The sequence below is a fragment of the Neopararhizobium haloflavum genome, from assembly GCF_002750855.1.
GTDB lineage: Bacteria > Pseudomonadota > Alphaproteobacteria > Rhizobiales > Rhizobiaceae > Georhizobium > Georhizobium haloflavum.
Genome location: NZ_NWUC01000003.1, coordinates 20611 through 40153 on the forward strand (window position 1 = coordinate 20611; position 19543 = coordinate 40153).

At 62.6% G+C, this 19543-nt stretch carries 21 protein-coding genes; 14 read left to right on the forward strand and 7 right to left on the reverse strand.

What is annotated here, in order from left to right; genetic code table 11:
• Window positions 1-20 precede the first annotated feature (20 nt).
• The 5 genes from CN673_RS07620 to CN673_RS07640 all read left to right on the forward strand — a co-directional run bounded on the left by CN673_RS07620 (window position 21) and on the right by CN673_RS07640 (window position 3690).
• On the forward strand, window positions 21-218 hold the full coding sequence (locus CN673_RS07620) for a twin transmembrane helix small protein (RefSeq protein WP_099866079.1): 198 nt from the start codon (window positions 21-23) through the stop codon (window positions 216-218).
• 25 nt (window positions 219-243) lie between these two features.
• On the forward strand, window positions 244-822 hold the full coding sequence (locus CN673_RS07625) for a cob(I)yrinic acid a,c-diamide adenosyltransferase (RefSeq protein WP_099865685.1): 579 nt from the start codon (window positions 244-246) through the stop codon (window positions 820-822).
• 188 nt (window positions 823-1010) lie between these two features.
• Entirely contained in the window at window positions 1011-1760 is a 750-nt protein-coding gene (locus tag CN673_RS07630) for an electron transfer flavoprotein subunit beta/FixA family protein (RefSeq protein ID WP_099865686.1), read from the forward strand.
• A gap of 14 nt (window positions 1761-1774) precedes the next feature.
• Entirely contained in the window at window positions 1775-2704 is a 930-nt protein-coding gene (locus tag CN673_RS07635; RefSeq protein ID WP_099865687.1) for an electron transfer flavoprotein subunit alpha/FixB family protein, read from the forward strand.
• Between the two features lie 104 nt (window positions 2705-2808).
• A complete protein-coding gene (locus tag CN673_RS07640) occupies window positions 2809-3690 on the forward strand; it encodes a 3-hydroxybutyryl-CoA dehydrogenase (RefSeq protein ID WP_099866080.1) in 882 nt (293 codons plus the stop codon).
• 27 nt (window positions 3691-3717) lie between these two features.
• On the opposite strand, the gene tlpA is transcribed toward CN673_RS07640, so the two are convergent.
• Window positions 3718-4398 carry a thiol:disulfide interchange protein TlpA gene (gene tlpA, locus CN673_RS07645; protein WP_099865688.1) on the reverse strand — a complete coding sequence of 227 codons (681 nt, stop codon included), beginning with the start codon at window positions 4396-4398 and terminating at the stop codon, window positions 3718-3720.
• A 36-nt stretch (window positions 4399-4434) separates the two neighbouring features.
• Between tlpA and argH the strand changes: the two genes are divergently transcribed.
• From argH to CN673_RS07665, 4 genes are all read left to right on the forward strand, one after another.
• On the forward strand, window positions 4435-5841 hold the full coding sequence (argH, locus tag CN673_RS07650; RefSeq protein ID WP_099866081.1) for an argininosuccinate lyase: 1407 nt from the start codon (window positions 4435-4437) through the stop codon (window positions 5839-5841).
• A gap of 81 nt (window positions 5842-5922) precedes the next feature.
• Window positions 5923-6153 carry an LPS translocon maturation chaperone LptM gene (gene lptM / locus CN673_RS07655; RefSeq protein WP_099865689.1) on the forward strand — a complete coding sequence of 77 codons (231 nt, stop codon included), beginning with the start codon at window positions 5923-5925 and terminating at the stop codon, window positions 6151-6153.
• Between the two features lie 9 nt (window positions 6154-6162).
• Window positions 6163-7428: a diaminopimelate decarboxylase gene (gene lysA, locus CN673_RS07660; protein WP_099865690.1), complete on the forward strand. Its 1266-nt coding sequence runs from the start codon at window positions 6163-6165 to the stop codon at window positions 7426-7428.
• Window positions 7429-7524: 96 nt separating this feature from the next.
• Entirely contained in the window at window positions 7525-10140 is a 2616-nt protein-coding gene (locus CN673_RS07665; RefSeq protein ID WP_099865691.1) for a TIGR02302 family protein, read from the forward strand.
• A gap of 39 nt (window positions 10141-10179) precedes the next feature.
• Here CN673_RS07665 and CN673_RS07670 read toward each other — a convergent pair whose 3' ends face one another.
• From CN673_RS07670 to CN673_RS07680, 3 genes are all read right to left on the reverse strand, one after another.
• On the reverse strand, window positions 10180-10542 hold the full coding sequence (locus CN673_RS07670) for a response regulator (protein WP_099866082.1): 363 nt from the start codon (window positions 10540-10542) through the stop codon (window positions 10180-10182).
• Window positions 10543-10703: 161 nt separating this feature from the next.
• Window positions 10704-11258, reverse strand: coding sequence for a hypoxanthine phosphoribosyltransferase (gene hpt, locus CN673_RS07675; RefSeq protein WP_099865692.1), 555 nt, complete (start codon window positions 11256-11258; stop codon window positions 10704-10706).
• Window positions 11259-11377: 119 nt separating this feature from the next.
• Window positions 11378-12085, reverse strand: a complete 708-nt coding sequence (locus CN673_RS07680) for a hypothetical protein (protein ID WP_157928829.1) — start codon at window positions 12083-12085, stop codon at window positions 11378-11380.
• Window positions 12086-12310: 225 nt separating this feature from the next.
• On the opposite strand from CN673_RS07680, the gene ftsE reads away from it, so the two are divergent.
• The 4 genes from ftsE to CN673_RS07700 all read left to right on the forward strand — a co-directional run bounded on the left by ftsE (window position 12311) and on the right by CN673_RS07700 (window position 15761).
• Window positions 12311-12970 carry a cell division ATP-binding protein FtsE gene (gene ftsE, locus CN673_RS07685; protein ID WP_198585942.1) on the forward strand — a complete coding sequence of 220 codons (660 nt, stop codon included), beginning with the start codon at window positions 12311-12313 and terminating at the stop codon, window positions 12968-12970.
• On the forward strand, window positions 12963-13985 hold the full coding sequence (locus tag CN673_RS07690) for a cell division protein FtsX (RefSeq protein WP_099865695.1): 1023 nt from the start codon (window positions 12963-12965) through the stop codon (window positions 13983-13985). The genes ftsE and CN673_RS07690 overlap by 8 nt, the downstream gene beginning before the upstream one ends.
• Window positions 13986-14206: 221 nt before the next feature.
• Window positions 14207-14866, forward strand: coding sequence for a YdcF family protein (locus CN673_RS07695; protein ID WP_099865696.1), 660 nt, complete (start codon window positions 14207-14209; stop codon window positions 14864-14866).
• Window positions 14867-14936: 70 nt separating this feature from the next.
• Complete coding sequence (locus CN673_RS07700; protein ID WP_099865697.1) at window positions 14937-15761, forward strand: lysophospholipid acyltransferase family protein; 825 nt, start codon at window positions 14937-14939, stop codon at window positions 15759-15761.
• Here CN673_RS07700 and CN673_RS07705 read toward each other — a convergent pair.
• Complete coding sequence (locus tag CN673_RS07705) at window positions 15745-16284, reverse strand: gamma-glutamylcyclotransferase (RefSeq protein ID WP_099866083.1); 540 nt, start codon at window positions 16282-16284, stop codon at window positions 15745-15747. The genes CN673_RS07700 and CN673_RS07705 overlap by 17 nt on opposite strands.
• Before the next feature lie 53 nt (window positions 16285-16337).
• Between CN673_RS07705 and CN673_RS07710 the strand changes: the two genes are divergently transcribed.
• Window positions 16338-17342: a DUF2125 domain-containing protein gene (locus CN673_RS07710; protein ID WP_157928830.1), complete on the forward strand. Its 1005-nt coding sequence runs from the start codon at window positions 16338-16340 to the stop codon at window positions 17340-17342.
• A 3-nt stretch (window positions 17343-17345) separates the two neighbouring features.
• Here the strand turns inward: CN673_RS07710 and CN673_RS07715 are convergent, their stop codons facing one another.
• The gene (locus CN673_RS07715) at window positions 17346-18278 is read right to left on the reverse strand and encodes a prephenate/arogenate dehydrogenase family protein (protein ID WP_198585943.1); all 933 of its coding nucleotides are present in this window, start codon (window positions 18276-18278) and stop codon (window positions 17346-17348) included.
• Window positions 18279-18338: 60 nt separating this feature from the next.
• A complete protein-coding gene (hisC, locus tag CN673_RS07720; RefSeq protein ID WP_099866085.1) occupies window positions 18339-19469 on the reverse strand; it encodes a histidinol-phosphate transaminase in 1131 nt (376 codons plus the stop codon).
• Between the last annotated feature and the right edge of the window lie 74 nt (window positions 19470-19543).

Consider the following 19543-nt stretch of genomic DNA (forward strand, 5'->3'; position numbering starts at 1 on the left):
CTCAGCAGCCGGACACATCCATGGAAACCGTATTCTACATTCTAGCCATTCTCGCCATGGCGGCCGTCGCCGTCGTGCTGGTGCGCGGTCTTTTCAACATGATGAAGGGCGGCGATGCCAACAAGTCGAACAAGCTGATGCAGATGCGGGTTCTGTTGCAGTTCGTCGCCATCGTGCTGATCGTCATAACCTTGTGGCTGACCGGCGGCGGCCGGTAGTCAAACAGAATTCGGGAGGCAGGCCATGGTCCGGCTGAACAAGATCTACACCCGCACGGGTGACGCGGGAACGACCGGACTGGGTACGGGCGAGCGACGCGCCAAGCATGACCTCAGGATCGAGGCATTCGGTACGGTGGACGAGACGAATGCCGCCATCGGAATGGCTCGGCTTCATGCCGCACACGATGCCGACCTCGACCGGATGCTTTCGCGCATCCAGAATGATCTCTTCGATCTCGGGGCCGATCTTGCCACGCCCGAGGGCGATGAGCCGCCCGCCTATGAACCACTGCGGATCGTCGACAGCCAGGTCATTCGCCTCGAAGAGGATATCGACCGGTTGAATGCATCACTCGAACCGTTGCGTTCCTTCGTCTTGCCGGCAGGCACGGCCTTGTCGGCTCATCTGCACCTTGCCCGCACCATAGCGCGGCGGGCCGAACGGGCGATGACGGCGCTTGCGGAGCGGGACGGCGAGCGCGTCAACGCCGCCGCGATCCGCTACATCAACCGGGTATCCGACCTCCTTTTCGTGGCCGCACGCTTCGCCAATGACGCTGGCCAGGCGGACGTTCTGTGGGTGCCGGGCGAGAACCGATAGATCTTTACCCCACCGTCTCAGCAATTGACTTTTACGTAAACGTAATTTATCGGGCATGCATTATCCGACTGGCCCTCGCGATTGAATTTCGTGCCAAATAGCGTATCCATGTCGCAAAATGGCGGGCCCGGCCGCCGGTTTCATGGCCGATCTGCTCACTTTCGTTTCCGACAAGAAGAGGGAAGAGAATGAAGATCCTCGTACCAGTCAAAAGGGTGGTCGACTACAATGTGAAGATCCGCGTGAAGCCTGACGGCTCGGGCGTCGAACTGAACAATGTGAAGATGTCGATGAACCCGTTCGACGAGATCGCGGTCGAGGAAGCGCTTCGCCTGAAGGAAGCCGGCAAGGCAGAGGAAGTGATCGTCGTCTCGATCGGCCCGGCCAAGGCCGAGGAGACGCTGCGCACCGGGCTTGCGATGGGCGCCGACCGTGGCATCCTTGTGCAGACCGACGACCAGACCGAACCGCTGACGGTCGCCAAGGTGCTGAAGGCAATCACCGAGGAGGAAAAGCCCGACCTCGTCATTCTCGGCAAGCAGGCGATCGACGACGACTGCAACCAGACCGGCCAGATGCTTGCGGCGCTGCTTGGATGGGCCCAGGGCACCTTTGCCTCGAAGCTTGAGCCGGGAGACGGCAAGGTGGCAGTCACCCGCGAAGTCGACGGCGGATTGCAGACGGTGGAACTGAAACTGCCGGCGATCGTCACGACGGATCTCCGGCTGAACGAGCCGCGCTACGCCTCGCTTCCGAACATCATGAAGGCCAAGAAGAAGCCGCTCGACAAGAAGACGCCCGATGATTACGGCGTCGACACCAAGCCACGCCTGACCATCGTGAAGACCGAAGAGCCGGCTGGCCGCAAGGCCGGCGTGAAGGTCTCCTCGGTCGAGGAACTTGTCGGCAAGCTCAAGAACGAAGCTGGCGTGCTTTAAGGAGGCCGAACATCATGACCATTCTTCTCGTCGCTGAACACGACAACGAAACGCTTTCCGACCAGACCGCAAAGGCGCTTTCGGCCGCCGCGGCGATCGGCGGCGATGTCCACATCCTCGTCGCCGGCAAGAACGCCAAGGCTGCCGCCGATGCTGCGGCAAAGCTCGACGGTGCCGCCAAGGTCCTGCATGCCGAGGCCGATGCCCTGGAGCATCGCCTGGCCGAGCCGCTCGCTGCGCTTGTCGCCAAGCTCGCCGCCGCCTACGACACCGTGATCGCACCGTCGACCACGATGGGCAAGAATGTGCTGCCGCGTGTCGCAGCGCTTCTCGACGTCATGCAGATTTCCGACATCATCGAGGTCGTCGACGCATCGACCTTCAAGCGTCCGATCTATGCCGGCAACGCCATTCAGACGGTCAAGACCGATGAGGCCAAGAAGGTGATCACAGTGCGCACCGCTTCGTTCCAGGCGGCTGGGGAAGGCGGCGGTGCCTCCGTGGAAAGCGTCGATGCGGCAGACGATCCGGCCGTCTCCACCTTCGTCAAGGAGGCGATCGCCGAGAGCGACCGGCCCGAACTGACCTCGGCGAAGATCATCATCTCCGGCGGCCGTGCGCTCGGCTCCAAGGAAAAGTTCGAAGAGGTCATGCTTCCCGTCGCCGACAAGCTCGGCGCAGCGGTCGGCGCGTCGCGCGCTGCCGTCGATGCGGGCTATGCACCCAATGACTGGCAGGTGGGCCAGACCGGCAAGGTCGTCGCCCCGGACCTCTACATCGCCTGCGGCATATCCGGTGCCATCCAGCATCTCGCGGGAATGAAGGATTCCAAGGTCATCGTCGCGATCAACAAGGACGAGGAAGCACCGATCTTCCAAGTTGCCGATTACGGCCTCGTCGCAGATCTCTTCGAGGCACTGCCGGAACTGCAGAAAAAGCTCTGATCCGCGGCCTTTCGTCGAAATGCGCGTGGCCGGTCTGGACGTGATGCATCCGGCCACGCTAGATGCTTCTTGTCAAAAATCGGGCACCGCGGAAAAGCGATAAGATGAGCAGCACAATTCGTAGCGTCGGCATCGTGGGCGCAGGCCAGATGGGGTGCGGGATCGCACAGGTCTGCGCCGTTGCCGGCTACGATGTCAGGCTGCATGACGTGACCGAGGACAAGGTCGAGGCCGGGCTGGCGACGATCAATGGCAATCTGGCTCGCCAGGTCTCATCTTCCAAATTGAGTGAAGCCGAGCGCGCTTCCGCCCTGGAACGCATAACGGCGGCGCCCGGCGTCGACGACCTGGCTTCCATGGATCTCGTCATCGAGGCGGTGACGGAAGACGAGACGGTCAAACGCAAGATCTACCAGCAGCTTTGTCCGGTGCTCAATCCCGAGGCAATCCTCGCCACCAATACCTCGTCGCTCTCGATCACACGCCTTGCCTCGGCGACGGACCGGCCCGAGCGCTTCATCGGCATGCACTTCATGAACCCCGTGCCGGTCATGAAACTCGTGGAACTCGTGCGCGGCATCGCGACCGAGGACGTGACGTTCAAATCCGCCAACGCGTTCATCGCTTCACTCGACAAGACGATCACCGTGGCAGAGGATTTTCCCGCCTTCATCGTCAATCGCATCCTGTTGCCGATGATCAACGAGGCGATCTACACGCTCTACGAAGGCGTCGGCACCGTCGAGGCGATCGACACCGCGATGAAGCTCGGCGCGAACCATCCGATGGGTCCGCTTCAGCTTGCCGACTTCATCGGCCTCGACACCTGCTTGTCGATCATGCAGGTGCTTTATGATGGGCTTGCCGATTCCAAGTATCGGCCCTGCCCGCTCCTGGTGAAATATGTCGAGGCCGGCTGGCTCGGCCGCAAGTCGGGCCGCGGGTTCTACGACTATCGCGGCGACACGCCGGTGCCGACCCGCTAAAGCGCCTCGCTCTTGCACGGCGGCGGTCTAGATTCCCTTTGCGGCCTCGACCAGTCTCAGCGCATCGTCGCTCGCCCATTCGGCCGGTCCGTTCATTGCGGCAAGAAGACAGCCCGTTTCGTCGACAAGCAGAGTGACCGGCAGTCCGAATGCGAAACCCTGGCGCTTGAGGTCATTGAAGACACCCATCGACGCATCCCTGTACAGCGGCAGATGCTCGACGCCGATCTCCTCCAGAAAAGCCCGCGGCTTTTCATCATCGCCGGTGTCGATGTTGATCGTGACGACCTCGAAGGCCTCTCCGCCGGCAGTCTGCTGAAGCGTCTCGAGGGCCGGCATCTCTTCTCGGCACGGCGCGCACCAGGTCGCCCAGAGATTGACGAGCAGGGTGCGACCGGAGAAATCCTCGATCGAGACGTCGGATCCATCCGGCGCCTTGAAGGCCAGACCAGCCATCGACGCGGGCTCCTCCTGCGGCGCCATTGCGGCCACTTCGCCGGTTGCAAGCGGCGTAAGCGCCGCGACCTGCTCGTTCGTGGCCGGGCAGGAACCCTGTTCGACATCGGCGGATGCGACGGGCATCTCGCTCATCGGAGGGGCGGGATCATTGCCAGAGGCGCTTCCCTTCACGTATACCGCCCCGGCACCGGCCACGAGACCGAGGACAACGGCGATCATCGCCAACTTCGCGGTGGAGAGGCTGTGCATTCCTCGATGATCCTCATTCAAGACAACGGGCTTCTCATGCCGGACAAGACCGCCGATAGCAAATCCTCGAACCAGATGTGGGGCGGACGTTTTGCCTCGGGTCCGGCCGCAATCATGGAAGAGATCAACGCCTCGATCGATTTCGACCGCAAGCTTTACGCCCAGGATATTGCAGGTTCGCTCGCTCATGCGGAAATGCTGGCCGAAACCGGCATAATTTCGGCCGAGGACCGCGACACGATCACGCATGGGCTTAAGACGATCCGCGATGAGATCGAAGCCGATACGTTCACCTTTTCCCGCCGGCTCGAAGACATTCACATGAACATCGAGGCGCGGCTTGCCGAGCTCGTCGGTCCTGCTGCCGGACGCCTGCACACGGCCCGCTCGCGCAACGACCAGGTGGCCCTCGATTTCCGGCTCTGGGTCAAGGAAGAACTGGGACGGACGGAAGCTGCGCTCACCGACCTCATCGCCGCGTTCCTGGATCGGGCAGAGGAGCACGCCGAAACGGTGATGCCCGGCTTCACCCATCTGCAGACGGCGCAGCCCGTGACGTTCGGGCACCATTGCCTTGCCTATGTCGAGATGTTCGGCCGCGACCTTTCTCGTGTCAGGGACGCGATCGCACGGCTGGACGAATGCCCGCTCGGCGCGGCCGCGCTTGCCGGCACCGGCTTCGCCATCGATCGGCATCAAACAGCCGAAGCCCTCGGGTTTCGCGAGCCGACGCGCAACTCGATCGATACGGTCTCTGACCGCGATTTCGCGCTGGAATTCCTGTCGATTGCGGCCATAACTGCCACGCATCTGTCGCGGCTGGCCGAGGAGATCGTCATCTGGTCGACCCCGCAGTTCAATTTCGTTCGGCTCTCCGACGCCTTCTCAACCGGCTCGTCGATCATGCCGCAGAAGAAGAATCCAGACGCGGCCGAACTGGTGCGCGCCAAGACCGGCCGCGTAAACGGCGCGCTGATCGCGCTGCTGACCGTCATGAAAGGCCTGCCTCTTGCCTATTCCAAGGACATGCAGGAGGACAAGGAGCAGGTCTTCGACGCTGCGGAAAGCCTCGATCTCGGGCTTGCGGCAATGGCCGGGATGGTCCGCGATCTCAAAGTGAACGCGACGGCGATGCGTCATGCCGCTGGATCCGGTCATGCGACTGCGACCGACCTTGCCGACTGGCTGGTGCGCGAAGCCGGATTGCCGTTTCGCGAGGCCCATCACGTCACGGGAAGGGCCGTGGCCATGGCCGACCGGGAGGGATGCACGCTTGGCGAGCTGTCACTCGATGCGCTGCGGTCCATCAACGATGCCATCACGCCCGCCGTCTTCGACGTGCTGACGGTCGATGCTTCGGTTGCCAGCCGCACCTCATTTGGCGGAACCGCCCCGGCCAATGTGCGTCGCCAGATTGCATGGTGGCGTGAGCGGATGGGCTGAAGCCATGGTGCAACCGGCTGCCAAAGCCGCTAAGGAATACGCGGTCCACAGCACGGTTCGCAGCAGCACGGAGTATCGACCATGATAGCAAGGAATAGGACGCGATCGCTGACGACGGGCCTTCTGGTCCTGCTTGCGGCGGCAATGGCACTTTCGGCCTGCGGCCGCAAGGGTCCGCTCGAGCGCCCGGGCGTTTCTGCAAGCGCGCAGAGCGGCACGATCGCGGGCGGCTTTTCCAACGCCGACGCCGACCAGGACACACCGCCGCAAGCGCCTGAACGGCGCTTCATCCTCGATCCCCTGATCGACTGAGGACCAGCCTTGAATCATTTCGACTACAAGGACGGCGTGCTTCACGCCGAAGAGGTGGCGATCCCCGCGATCGCCGCGGCTGTGGGCACACCGTTCTACTGCTATTCGACAGCCACCCTCACCCGGCACTACACCGTCTTCGCCGAAGCGTTCGCCGATATCGATGCGCTCGTGTGCTATGCGATGAAGGCGAACTCCAACCAGGCGGTCCTCAAGACGCTGGCCGACCTCGGATCCGGCGTCGACGTCGTCTCCGAGGGCGAACTGCGACGGGCGCTGGCGGCCGGCATTCCCGCCGAAAAAATCATGTTCTCGGGCGTCGGCAAGACCCGCGGCGAGATCGAATTCGCGCTTGATGCCGGCATTCATTGCTTCAACATCGAATCCGAGCCGGAACTGGAACGCGTGAACGACTGCGCGCTCGCCGCCGGCCAGGTCGCGCCGATTTCCTTCCGCATCAATCCCGATGTGGATGCGCGCACACATGCCAAGATCTCGACCGGAAAGAAGGACGACAAATTCGGCATATCGTGGCGCGAAGCCCGTCGGGTCTATGGTCACGCGGCAACGCTGGCCGGCATTCGCGTTGTTGGCATCGACATGCATATCGGAAGCCAGATCACCGAGTTGCAACCTTATGACGATGCGTTTCGCCTGCTACGCGACCTCGTCGAGACGCTGCGCGCCGACGGCCATACGATCGAGCATGTCGATCTTGGCGGCGGGCTCGGCATTCCGTACCGGGACGACAATCAACCGCCACCCGAGCCCAGCGCCTATGCCGAGATCGTCAAGCGGCACGTGCGCGATCTCGACTGCCGCGTGATCTTCGAGCCGGGACGGATGATCGCCGGAAACGCCGGTATCCTCGTCACCGAGGTTCTCTACATCAAGGATACCGACAGCAAGACTTTCGTGATCGTGGACGGGGCCATGAACGACCTCATACGCCCGACGCTCTACGAAGCCTGGCACGAGATTCGTCCCGTGATCATCGGAGCGGCGAATAGCGGCCGGATCAGCGCCGACATCGTCGGGCCGGTTTGCGAGAGCGGCGATTTCCTTGCCAAGGACCGCGACATCAACCGGCCAAAGGCGGGTGACCTGCTGGCCGTCGGTTCGGCTGGCGCCTACGGAGCCGTGCAGGCTGGCACCTACAATTCCCGCCTGCTCGTACCGGAGGTCCTGGTCAAGGGTGACCGCTTCCACGTCGTGCGGCAAAGGCCAACCTATGAGGCATTGATCGGCCTCGACAGCCTGCCAGATTGGCTTTGAGATCGGCCAAGGTGGACCGCCTGTCACATTCTGGTGTCCCACCTCGTCTTTGACACAAAATCGTTTATCCTTGTCACCGCGAACCGGGAGTCGCGGATGGCATTTACTCGTCTGACCGAAACAGCCGACGCGTTGACGGCCAAGCTGGCGCGCAAGCGATTGTCGGTTCTTGCCGTTATCGCGGCTGAGCGGTTCTGGCTTCTGGTGCTTCCCTCATTCGCACTCCTCGCTCTTTTCGTCACGCTGGCCTGGGTCGGGTACTTTCGCAGCGTTCCTGACTGGCTCAGACTGTCGACGCTGGCCGTTTTCGCCGGCGGCTTGATCTATGCCGTCGCACTGCTGCGTCATTTTCGCATGCCCGACCGCACTGCTGCCGACCGTCGGCTGGAAGCGACGAACGCGATCGGCCACCAGGCGATCTCCACGCAGAACGACCGGATCGAGAGCGAAACTCCCTTCTCGCGGGCACTTTGGGAAGAGCATCGGCGACGGATGGCCGAACGTATCCAGGCGCTCAAGGTCGGCTTTCCCGAGCCTGACACGCCGCGGCGCGATCCTTTTGCCCTCAGAGCCGCCGTCGTGCTGCTTCTTGTCTGCGCATTCGGATACTCCCATTCCAACCAGGCTGGCCGGGTATCGGATGCTTTCGTCAGCCATGCGGTCAGCAACGCGCCGGCCACTCGTATCGATGCGTGGATAACGCCGCCCGACTATACAAAGAGAGCGCCGATCTTTCTGAGTGCGATCGAGGCGGACGACAGCCGTCCGATCGCAATTCCGCAGGACAGCGAGATCGTCGTTCGGGTGAGCGGCGGAGTCGGACAGGAGACGGTCGCCTTTCAGGCGGCCAATGCGCAAGCGGCCGCGGGGCTGGCTGTCGCTGAAAGCCAGAGCGCGGCCGCGTCTCCGCCAGATGGTGCGGCGGCCCAGGAAACCGCCCGCAGCTACGCAATGCGCGCGCAGGAAAGCGGCAGCCTGTCAGTTTCCGGAGCAGGCGAAGGCAACCGCAGCTGGAGGTTCGACGTCATCACGGATGCACCGCCGACGATCGCCTTTGCCAGTGATCCACGCCGCGCGGTCAACGGTGCGCTCGAAATCGCGTTCAATGCGCAGGACGATTACGGCGTGCAAGCGGCCCGAGCCATTATCGAGCAGGTTGAACCGGGCACCGGCGCGCGCCCACTCTACGACGCGCCAGACTACCAGCTCGGCCTGCCTCGCCGTGGCGCGCGAACGGCAGAGGGGCGCGCGAGCCAGGATTTCACCGATCATCCGTGGTCCGGCACAAAGATTCGCATCACACTCGTCGCGACGGACGCTGCCGGGCAGGAGGGTCGGTCCGAATCACATGAGATGGTCATGCCGGAACGCGGCTTCAGCGAGCCGCTGGCGCGCGCGGTGGTCGAGCAGCGGCAAATTCTGGCTCGTGACGCCAACGCCGTCCCCGACGTGCTGGCGCTCAATGACGCGCTGACGATCGCGCCGGAGGAGACGATCGACAATCTTGCCCATTTCCTGCTTTTGAAGTCAGCGCGGTCGCGGATCGAGCAGGCGTTCAACGACGATATGCTGCGCGATGCGGCCGATTATCTCTGGGACATCGCCCTCGGCATTGAGGACGGCGACCTTTCCCTTGCCGAGCGGCGTCTGCGTGATGCCCAGCGCGAGTTGGCCGAAGCGCTGGAGAACGGCGCCACGGACGCGGAAATCCAGGCTCTCATGGATGAATTGCGCGAAGCCATGCAGGATTATCTCCAGGCGCTCGCCGAGGAACTGCAGAACAGCGATCAGGCCATGCAACTGCCTGAAGGCGCCATGGACAATCTGCTGCGCGAGCAGGATCTCAACTCCATGCTTGACCAGATCGAGAATCTGGCGCGTCAGGGCGCACGCGACGAGGCGCAACAGATGCTCTCGGAACTGCAGCGCATGATGGACAACCTGCAGGCCGGACGTCAGCAGCAGCAGGGCAACAGCCCGATGCGCCAGCAGATGGACGAACTCGGCGAACTGATGCGCGAGCAGCAGCAGTTGATGGATGAAACGTTCCGCATGGATCAGGCGCTGCGCGAACGCATGCAGCAGGGCATGCCGAACCAGCAGCCACCCGGACAACAGGGTCAGCAAGGCCAACAAGGTGAACAGGGCCAGCAGCCCGGTCAGCAAGGTCAGCAGGGCGGCGGCGCGGGAGAAATGACCACCGAGGAACTTCAGCAGGCATTGCGTAGCCTGCGCGAGCAGCAGGAAGCCCTGCAGGAACAGCTGGGCCAGTTGCAGCAGGAGCTTGAAGGCTTGGGGATCGAACCGGGCGAAGGGTTCGGTCAGGCTGGCGAAGCGATGGGCGATGCCGCCCGTTCACTCGGCGAGGGACGCGGCGAACAGGCCGTCGGCGAACAAGGGCAGGCGCTCGAGGCACTGCGTCAGGGCGCCCAGGACATGATGAACCAGATGATGCAGGCCATGGGACAGGGTCAGGGCGAAGGCGAGGGACAAGGCCAGGGCCCTCGGCAGATGCGCCGGTCCGAAACCGATCCGCTCGGTCGACCTCGCTCCACGCAGGGACCGGATTTCGGCGACGACGTTCGTGTGCCTGACGAGATCGACATCCAGCGAGCCCGTGAAATTCTCGACGCCATCCGGGACCGGCTCGGCAATGCGCTGAGCCCTGAACTGGAGAAACGCTACCTCGAACGGCTTCTCGATCTGCAATAGCCGCGATCGACAGCCTTGAGCGATGCGCTGAGAAGAGCTTCAGGCAGCGAGAGCCCGACTGACCGCAGCGCGAATTTCCGGCAAGCTGAAGGGCTTGGAGACGACGTCAACGATGACCGCCGCCAAGCCGTCGGCGCGCTCGCGCTGCTCGGCATAACCGGTCATCAGCAGAATCTTCATCGCGGGCGCCATGCCCGATGCCTTGTGGGCAAGCTCGATGCCATCCATCGCCGGCATGCGGATGTCGGACAAAAGCAAGTCATAGCGCTGACCGGTGTCGAGCCGATCAAGTCCTTCGGCACCGTCGCCGACTTCCTCTACGTCGTGGCCGTCCAGTTTCAGTGCTCTGGCCACGAAGGAGCGTAGCGCCGATTCGTCTTCCGCAAGCAGGATTTTCGCCATCACCATCTCCATGTGCCACTGCGCCAGGAGATCGCGATGCGGTCCGCCTGGCTCGCCGGTTTCTTCTGCCCAGCCGCCACCGAGGTAACCACCGATTGGTTTTCGTCGAGTAAAGACAAGCTGTGAAATTTGCCGCTGTTTCCAACACCGGCACGCTCGGCTCAGCCGTCGCTGGGCGCATCCCCCTTGACCACGCCGACAAATGGCAGTTCGCGAAAGGCATAGGCCACGTCCATGCCGTAGCCGACCACGAAGTAGTCCGGGCATTCAAATCCGACGTGGTCGGCGTCGAGAGTCCCCTCGCGCTTTGAATGCTTGTCGAGCAGCACGGCGATCGAGACCTCGTTCGCTCCGCGCTCATACATGAGATCGCGGGCGAACCGCAGCGTGCGTCCGGATTCCAGAATGTCGTCTATCAGGAGCACATCGCGGCCCTCGACCGAACTGTCGATGTCCTTGATGATCTTCACGCCCTGGCTCTGCGTTCCCTTGCCGTAGCTCGACAGAGTGATGAACTCGACCTCGGGCGCAAGGCCCACGTCGTGCATGGCACGGATGAGATCGGCGGCAAAGATGAAGGAGCCTTTCAGGATCGCCACCACCAGCAGGTCGCGTCTTGGTTTGCCGGCGATTTCGGCTGCAATCGCGAGGTTGCGTTCAGCGATTGCGTTGGTCGAAAAAAGCGGCTCGATGATCTTTCCGCGAACGACGGGCATGAAGCGGTGATCCTCCTGGAGAACGGGACGAAGTCACCGCTTTAGCCGCTTTCCCGGCCATACGGAAGCCGCCCCGGCGCTTGCATGCCCGCTCTTTTGGCCACGATCGTGCTCATCGGCTAGCGCAATGACGCCAGATGCGCCAGGTCGGCCTCTTGCGCCAGGGAAATGCGCAGATGGCTGCTTTCGTCCTCGCCGAGCGCCAGGCGCGTGGCGAACGCAAGCGAGGCGCCAGCGCCGAGCCGCGATGACGCCGGCTCGACGGCGACTGCCCGCCCGTTTGCCGTTTCCAGCAGGATGAGCGGCACGGCGGCTCCGCGCCGGCCCCTGTTCTCCACCTTCCCCTTGACGTCCAGCAGCCACTGCCCGTCGGCTTCGACAAATTTCGTTTCGACGTCACTGATCGCCAGTTGATCGGCAACGGCGCGCCCCGCCAGCGCATGACCACCAAAAAGCCAGAACGAGGCGGCCGAGAGCACGACAACACCGGCGGCAAACATTCCAGGTCCGGTCAGGGACAAGCGGGAGGCTGCAAAGCGATCGGCACGCGGCGCTGGCTGAGGGGTGGACGCTGCGGAATGCCTCGGAACCTCGTGAAAGCGCTCCCCATCACCTGGAACCCCAACGGACTTTCCGAGATCGCGAAACTCGGCATCACTCACTCTCGCGTCATCGAGGAAAAGCGGCTGCAGACGCATCGGCGCACCGCGTTCCGGGGGAATGATGTCAATTGCCATGGGTCGCGCCGTGAAAGGATTGGCGACGCCGAAGCCGAAGAGGTTGTGGGCGAACACCGACATCAGCGATTTCTCCTCCGACACGGTCAAGCATTTGCCGCCTTTGACCCGCATCAGGGTCTGAATGTCGCAAGAGCGGGATTCATTCAGCGGCGGCGAAGTCCTTTCCCAAGCGTAAACGCCAATGGTTAACGATTTGGTAACGACGCTTGGGCAATGAGGGCCAATTGCGACGGTGGCGATATCGCGTTACCCATCTGGGGTCGGGCCCCTTGGGGCATCGGTATCGCGTTTGCGAGAGTTGGGAACCCAGCGTTGATACACTTTGAAAATGTCGGCCTGCGCTACGGGATGGGGCCCGAGATTCTGCGCGACCTGACGTTCGACATTCCGAAGCGGTCGTTCCAGTTCCTGACCGGACCGTCAGGCGCCGGCAAGACGACGCTGCTACGGCTGTTGTTCATGTCATTGCAGCCCACACGCGGCCTCATCAACATGTTCCAGCGCGACATTGCCACGATCCCGCGCGAAGAACTCCCGCTGCTGCGCCGGCGGGTCGGCATCGTCTTCCAGGATTTCCGGCTGCTCGATCATCTGACGACGTTCGAAAACGTCGCTCTGCCGCTGCGGGTGCGCGGCAAGGAAGAGGCGACCTATCGCCGCGACGTGCTGGAATTGCTGAACTGGGTGGGACTGGGCGACCGCATCAACGTCCTGCCGGCGGTTCTCTCGGGCGGCGAGAAGCAGCGTGTGGCCATCGCCCGCGCCATCATCGATCAGCCGCAATTGTTGCTGGCAGACGAGCCGACAGGCAACGTCGACCCGCCGATGGCGCGCCGCCTGCTGCGTCTCTTCATGGAATTGAACAGGCTTGGAACGGCCGTGGTGATCGCCACGCACGACCTGTCTCTGATGGATCAGATCGATGCGCGGCGCATGATCCTCTCGCAGGGGCGGCTCGACATCTATGACTAGTCTTCAACAAAAACCCGCCCGCCCCACGGCCGAAGGAGCCGACGAAGCCGCGGAGGACAAGCGGGCATCGCGGCCGCAACTGCAGGTGCGGGCGATGGCGCCGATCGTGCCTCCGGCCAATGTCTCGGCCAATGCGCTGACCATCGTGATCGCCATCATGGCGTTTCTGGCCTGCCTGACGCTCGGCGCGGTCTCGATGATCCAGGACACGGCCGCAAACTGGCAAAGCCAGATCTCGCGTGAGATCACGATCCAGATCAAGCCGGCCGATGGACTCGACATGCAGGACGCACTGGAGACGGCGCGTGAGACTGCACTGGCAATTCCCGGCGCGCGGGACGCCCAGATCGTCGGAGACGCTGCGACCGCTCGTTTGCTGGAGCCTTGGCTGGGCGACAATTTCGACATCGATCAGCTGCCTGTTCCACGTCTCGTCATCGTCACGATCGACCATTCCGACCCACCCGATTTCGACGCGATGCGGGCAGCGCTCGCCCAGGCCGTCCCTGCCGCCTATCTCGACGACCACCGCACCTGGGTCGACCGTCTCGTCTCCATGGCCCGCACCACCGTGCTAATCGGCGTATGCGTGCTGGCCCTCGTCTTCATCGCAACGGTGCTAACCGTGGTGTTCGCAACACGCGGCGCACTCACCGGCAACCAGCATATCGTGGAGGTGCTGCACTTCGTCGGCGCCGAAGCCCGGTTTGTCGCCAGCCAGTTCCAGAACCATTTTCTGATCATCGGAATCAAGGGCGCGATCGCGGGCGGCGTTCTGGCAGCGCTTGTCTTCCTTGCGGCCAATTTCTGGACCGGATATGCCCCCGCAACGCCCGAAAGCGACCAGGCGATGGCGCTGTTCGGGGCGTTCCGCATCGGCCTCAGCGGTTTTTTCGGCATTCTTGCGATCATCGCCGTCATCGGCCTGCTGACAGCGCTGACGACGCGCATTACCGTAATCCGAACGATTCGCGAGATAGATGTCGTGCGGTCGGACCCGTCGAGAATGGAATAGCGACCGTGCATGATGTTGGGGCACATCGATTGAGCGCGCCAATCCTGGCAAGGGGCTGCGGCGGGGCCGGTCTATCCCTCGCCGCAATCGCACGGTAAATCTGGAGCATGGTGGAAGTGTCGACGAACGCGAAGACGCCTCCCGAACACGACACGGCGCCACCCCGGGAGAAAACTCAGGAGACTCCGGTTCGAGTGCAGGGCAGGACGGGACGATGGGCGATGCGCTCTGTATCGCTGGTTCTCCTGTGCCTGTTTCTCATTTCCGGGCTGGCAGTTGGCGGCTTCCTGCGTTTCGCCGAAGAGGTGGCCATGCTCGAACCCCCGGCAGCCATCAGCGAAACCGATGCGATTGTCGTTCTCACCGGAGGATCTCATCGCATCGATCACGCGATCCGGCTCTTCAACGATGGTGTCGGCGACAGGCTGCTGATCTCCGGGGTCAATCCGCTGACCACCGGCAACCAGATCAAGAACATGACGTCTGGATCGGATGCGCTTTTCGAGTGCTGCGTGGATATCGGCCACGATGCGATCGACACGATCGGCAATGCCAACGAAACCGCACGATGGATTCGCGAGCATGGTTTTTCTCGCGTCCTCATTGTCACGAGCGATTATCACATACCCCGCAGCCTGCTTGAGTTGCGAAGGGTCGACCCGCTGACGACCTATACCGCGTATCCGGTGGCATTCGGCAATCTGAAGACCGAGAACTGGCTGACCAAACCGGAAGTGCTGCGGCTGATGATCGGCGAGTACAGCAAATACGCATGGGCACGGCTCAGCGAAGTGGCGGGCACCCGCACGGCCAGTGGACTTCGCACCGACCAGGAGCCAAGTCTGCCCGAAGACGATATGGTGCAGGTGGGCACGGAGTGAACCGGCATCCGCCGTACCGTTCGCTCGTCGCCCGTTCGCTGAAACTGCCGATTGAGATGCAATGCCTGGAATGATCGCCGCCCGCTCCGTTCTCTTCAATCTCGCCTTCTACCTCAATCTCATCGCTCGGATGATCGTCCTGTCGCCGTACTACTTCCTGGCGCCGAGACGAAAGGCCTGGTCGGTGCCCAAGAACTGGGTGCGTTCCAACCACTGGCTGATGGAAAGTCTTGTCGGAACGACCTTCGAGATCGAGGGGCTGGAGAACATTCCCGCTGGTGGCTTCATCCTCGCGCCGAAGCACCAATCGTTCTGGGACGCCTACGCGCTGCTGCCGTGGATCCCCGACGCGGTCTACATTCTCAAGCGCGAACTGATGTGGATTCCGCTCTTCGGCTGGTATATCGCCAAGATGCGCATGATTCCGGTCAATCGCGGCGCGAGGGGCCGGGTCATGGCTCAGGTCATGGAGCGCACGCGGGCCGAGATGGCCAAGGGCCGCCAGCTGATCATCTATCCGGAAGGCACGCGGCGGTCGGCCGGGGCACCGCCGGATTACAAATACGGGATCGCGCGGATCTATGCGAATGTCGGCGTCCCCGTGGTGCCCGTCGTGATGCATCCCGGCCTTTTCTGGCCGCGCCGCAAGTTTCTGCGCTATCCAGGACACTTCAAGGTCAAGGTCTTGCCGCCGATTGCGCCGGGACTGGATCCTGACACCTTTCTGGAAACCCTGATCGCCCAGATGGAAGAAGAAAGCGACCGGTTGCTCGTCGAGACGATCGAGGCCAATCCGCATGTACCGCTGCCACCAACGGCGCGCATTCGCTATGCGCAGCTGAGGGCCGCACAGCCGGCAAGCGGGCAGATACCCGCCCCTACTCCGACGCGCTAGCGCCCGGCCTTTCGACCGCGCTCGCCACACGTTCCAGCCAATGGTCGCGGATGTTCATCTGGTTGAGGTGATTGACGGTGTTGATCACATATTCCTCATTCGGCCCGGAGACGCCCACAGCACCGCAAACCTGGCGAACAGCCTCCTCGGTGGACAGCGCCCCGGCATATTGCGCATGGCCACGATCGACGACGAAAGCCAGCGCCGGAACGCGGCGCCCGGACCTCAATTGCAGCTGGACGTGCCGCTCCTTGTAGACATGCGTCACCAGTTCACGCGCGCGCAGATAGTCGACCACCTTGTCGGCGTGATCCATCTTGACCCGAAATGCGATACCAAGACAGGAGCCACCCTTGTCCAGCCCCAGGACGAGGCCCGGCCGCTCCGGCGTGCCGCGGTGGACATGGGAGCGTACGCACAGCGCACGGTGGTATCCATATAGTCGCGCGTGGGACGCATCGACGTAGTCGAAGCCTGGCCGCCACATCAGCGAGCCGTAGCCAAAAACCCAAAATTCGTCCATATCGCCGCTCACGGTCGCCGCATGATTCACGAGGCGCACAATTGGAGATCGGCATGGTGAGGTCAAGCACGGACGGAAGACGCAAACCATCGACGAAGCTCGTCGGCCTGGCCATCTTCATTCTCGCGGCCATCCTCTGCTATTCCGCCGTCTGGTACTACCTCGCCGATCAGCTCAAGGGGCGTGTGCAGGGTCTGATCGCCGATCTTGCAGCTGAAGAGGTCGTCGCCAGTTGCGACGACCTGGAAGTCCGCGGCTATCCGTTCAGGCTTGGCGTTTTTTGCAGCCGCGTAACTGCCGACGGCGCACAGGAAGGCAGTGTTTCGGCCGCCTCGTTCAGGTCTGCGGCGCAAATCTATCGGCCGGGTCACATCGTTTCCGAACTGGACGGGCCGATGGAAGTTTCGCGCCCTGACGGAGAGAACGTCACCGCAGACTGGTCCTCGCTGCGGGCCAGCACCGTATTCGGAACATCCGGCCTTCAGCGTGCATCGATCGAGGGGCGCGACGTCGACGCGGCGATCAACAGCCCGGATATCGGCTCGGTCGGCTTCGATGCGTCAACGCTCGAAATGCATGGTCGTGCCAATGGTCCCGACCTCGACTTCGCCATACGGACGACCGGCGCGATACTGGAAAATCCGGCGTTGCCGGTCGACCTGCCGCAACTCGATCTCGTCGGAGAAGCGCAGATCACGAACGGCCGGGATTTCCTCAGCGGCCGGGCAATAGAGGTCGAGGCGCTTCGCGGCGCCAGCGGCCGGCTGACCAATGTCAGTGTCGTGCTGGATGGGGGAGCATCGCTTCGTTTGAGCGGCCCTTTCGCCTTCACCGAAAGCGGGCTGCTCAGCGGCGAATTCGATGTGGCGATCGATCAGCTCGAGATCTGGACAACGACGCTCAGCGAGTTGCTGCCGGGCGCGCGCAGCATGGTGCGCACGGCCGGTGGCCTGATGCAGTCGATGGGCGACGGCGAAAGTCTTTCGGTCACTCTGCAGGTGCGCGAAGGCCGGGTGGCCTTCGGCATTATCCCCATCGGTGAAATTCCACCGATCTGACAGCTACTCGGCCGGCGCCTTGCCCGCCTGTCGGCCGAAGTCCGGCACATCGACATCCTGACCCGCTTCGATGATCGAACGGCGGATCGCCCGTGTGCGATTGAAAAGGTCGAACAGCTTGTCGCCGTCGCCCCAGCGAATGGCCCGCTGAAGCGAGGCCAGGTCCTCCGAAAAGCGGGCCAGCATTTCCAGGATCGCATCCTTATTGTGCAGACAAACGTCGCGCCACATGGTGGGATCGGACGCGGCCAGACGAGTAAAGTCGCGAAAGCCCGAGGCCGAATATTTGATGACCTCCGATTTGGTCACCGTCTCGAGGTCGTCTGCCGTGCCGACGATATTGTAGGCGATGAGATGCGGCAGGTGCGAGACCATGGCGAGCACCATATCGTGATGCACCGGGTCCATGCTGTCGACATCCGACCCACAGGCGCGCCAGAAGGCTGCAAGACGTGCCATCGCGTCAGCATCGGTCCCCTCAAGCGGGGTGAGGATGCACCAGCGACCTTCGAAGAGTTCGGCAAAACCCGCGTCCGGGCCGGAGCGCTCGGTGCCGGCGATCGGGTGGCCGGGAATGAAATGCACATGAGACGGCAGATGGGGCCGCATCTGCTCGATGACGGATCCCTTGGTGGAACCGACATCCGTAACGATGGCGCCTTCTTTCAGGTCGCCGGCGATATCGCGGGCAACGCTTTCGGACGTGCCAACCGGAACCGATGCGATTACGAGATCAGCATCGCGCACCGCTTCGGCGTTGGACGTTGTGTAGCTGTCGCCGAGGTCCAGATGGTGCGCCTGTTCAAGCGTTTCGGAGGATCGGGTGGCGATCGCCAGATGGCGTGCGAGGCCCTCGCGTCGGATGACGCGTGCCAGTGAAGAGCCGATCAAGCCGATGCCTATCAGCGCGATCTTGTCAAAAATTATGGTCTGCATGGAATCCAGTCGTTTCCGCATCCCGCTGCGGAGACCTTCGTCTCGCCGTCGTGGACGCTATTATCTCAGGAATTGCTTGAGAGCGTCGATGACGCCCTGGTTCGCTTCGGCCGATCCGATGGTCATACGCAGCGCGTTGGGGAAGCCGTACCCCGTGACGCGCCTGAGGATATAGCCGCGGGCGGTCAGATAGGCGTCGGCTTGCTCGGCCTGCTTGCCGGGCGTTTCGGGAAAGTGGATAAGCACGAAATTGCCGACCGATGGCGTGACCGTCAGTCCAAGACCCTCGATCGCCTCGGTCACCTTGACCAGCCATTCATGATTGTGCGCCAGGGCGCGGTCGATGTGTGCGCGATCGCGAACCGCCGCCGCACCGGCGGCGATTGCCGCCGCGTTGACGTTGAACGGACCGCGAACCCGGTTGACGGCGTCGACGATCGCCGCCGGCGCGTACATCCAGCCGATCCTGAGGCCGGCCAGCCCGTAGATCTTGGAAAATGTCCGGGTCATCACGACGTTCCGGTTGCCCGACACGAGTTCGATGCCGGATTCATAGTCGTTGCGACGAACATATTCGGCATAGGCAGCGTCGAGAACCAGAATGACATGGGGCGGCAGACCTGCATGGAGGCGGCGCACCGCCTCTGCCGGAAGGTATGTCCCGGTCGGGTTGTTCGGATTGGCCAGGAAGACGATCCGTGTGCGCTCCGTGACGGCAGCAAGGATTGCGTCGACATCAGCCGTCAGATCGGTTTCGGACACGACAACAGGCGTCGCGCCGGCGGCCATGATCTGTATCTTGTAAACGAGAAAGCCGTGCTCGGTGAATATTCCCTCATCGCCAGCGCTCAGGTAGGTCTGGCACAGAAGGCCGAGAAGTTCATCCGAGCCATTGCCGCACAGGATGTTCGCGGGATTGAGGCCATGAATCTCGGCGATCGCCTCGCGCAACTTCGTGGCGGCGCCGTCGGGATAGACTTCGAGATGGGAAAGGACATTGGCCAGCGCGTCGCTCACCTTGGGGCTGGCGCCAAGCGGGGTCTCGTTCGAGGAGAGCTTGTGCACCTTGGCAACTCCGGGAGCGGACTCCTTGCCGGGGACATAGGCGGCGATGTCCATCACGCCCTTGTTCGGCCAGGGAGCGGTGTTTGCAGGGTTCGCAGTCAGGGCATTCTCGGCAGCGGCAGTCATCTCGCGGCTTTCCAATGAACGAAAAACCTCGCCGGAATATCGGCTGGCGCACGAAAAGTCGAGAGCATCGACAT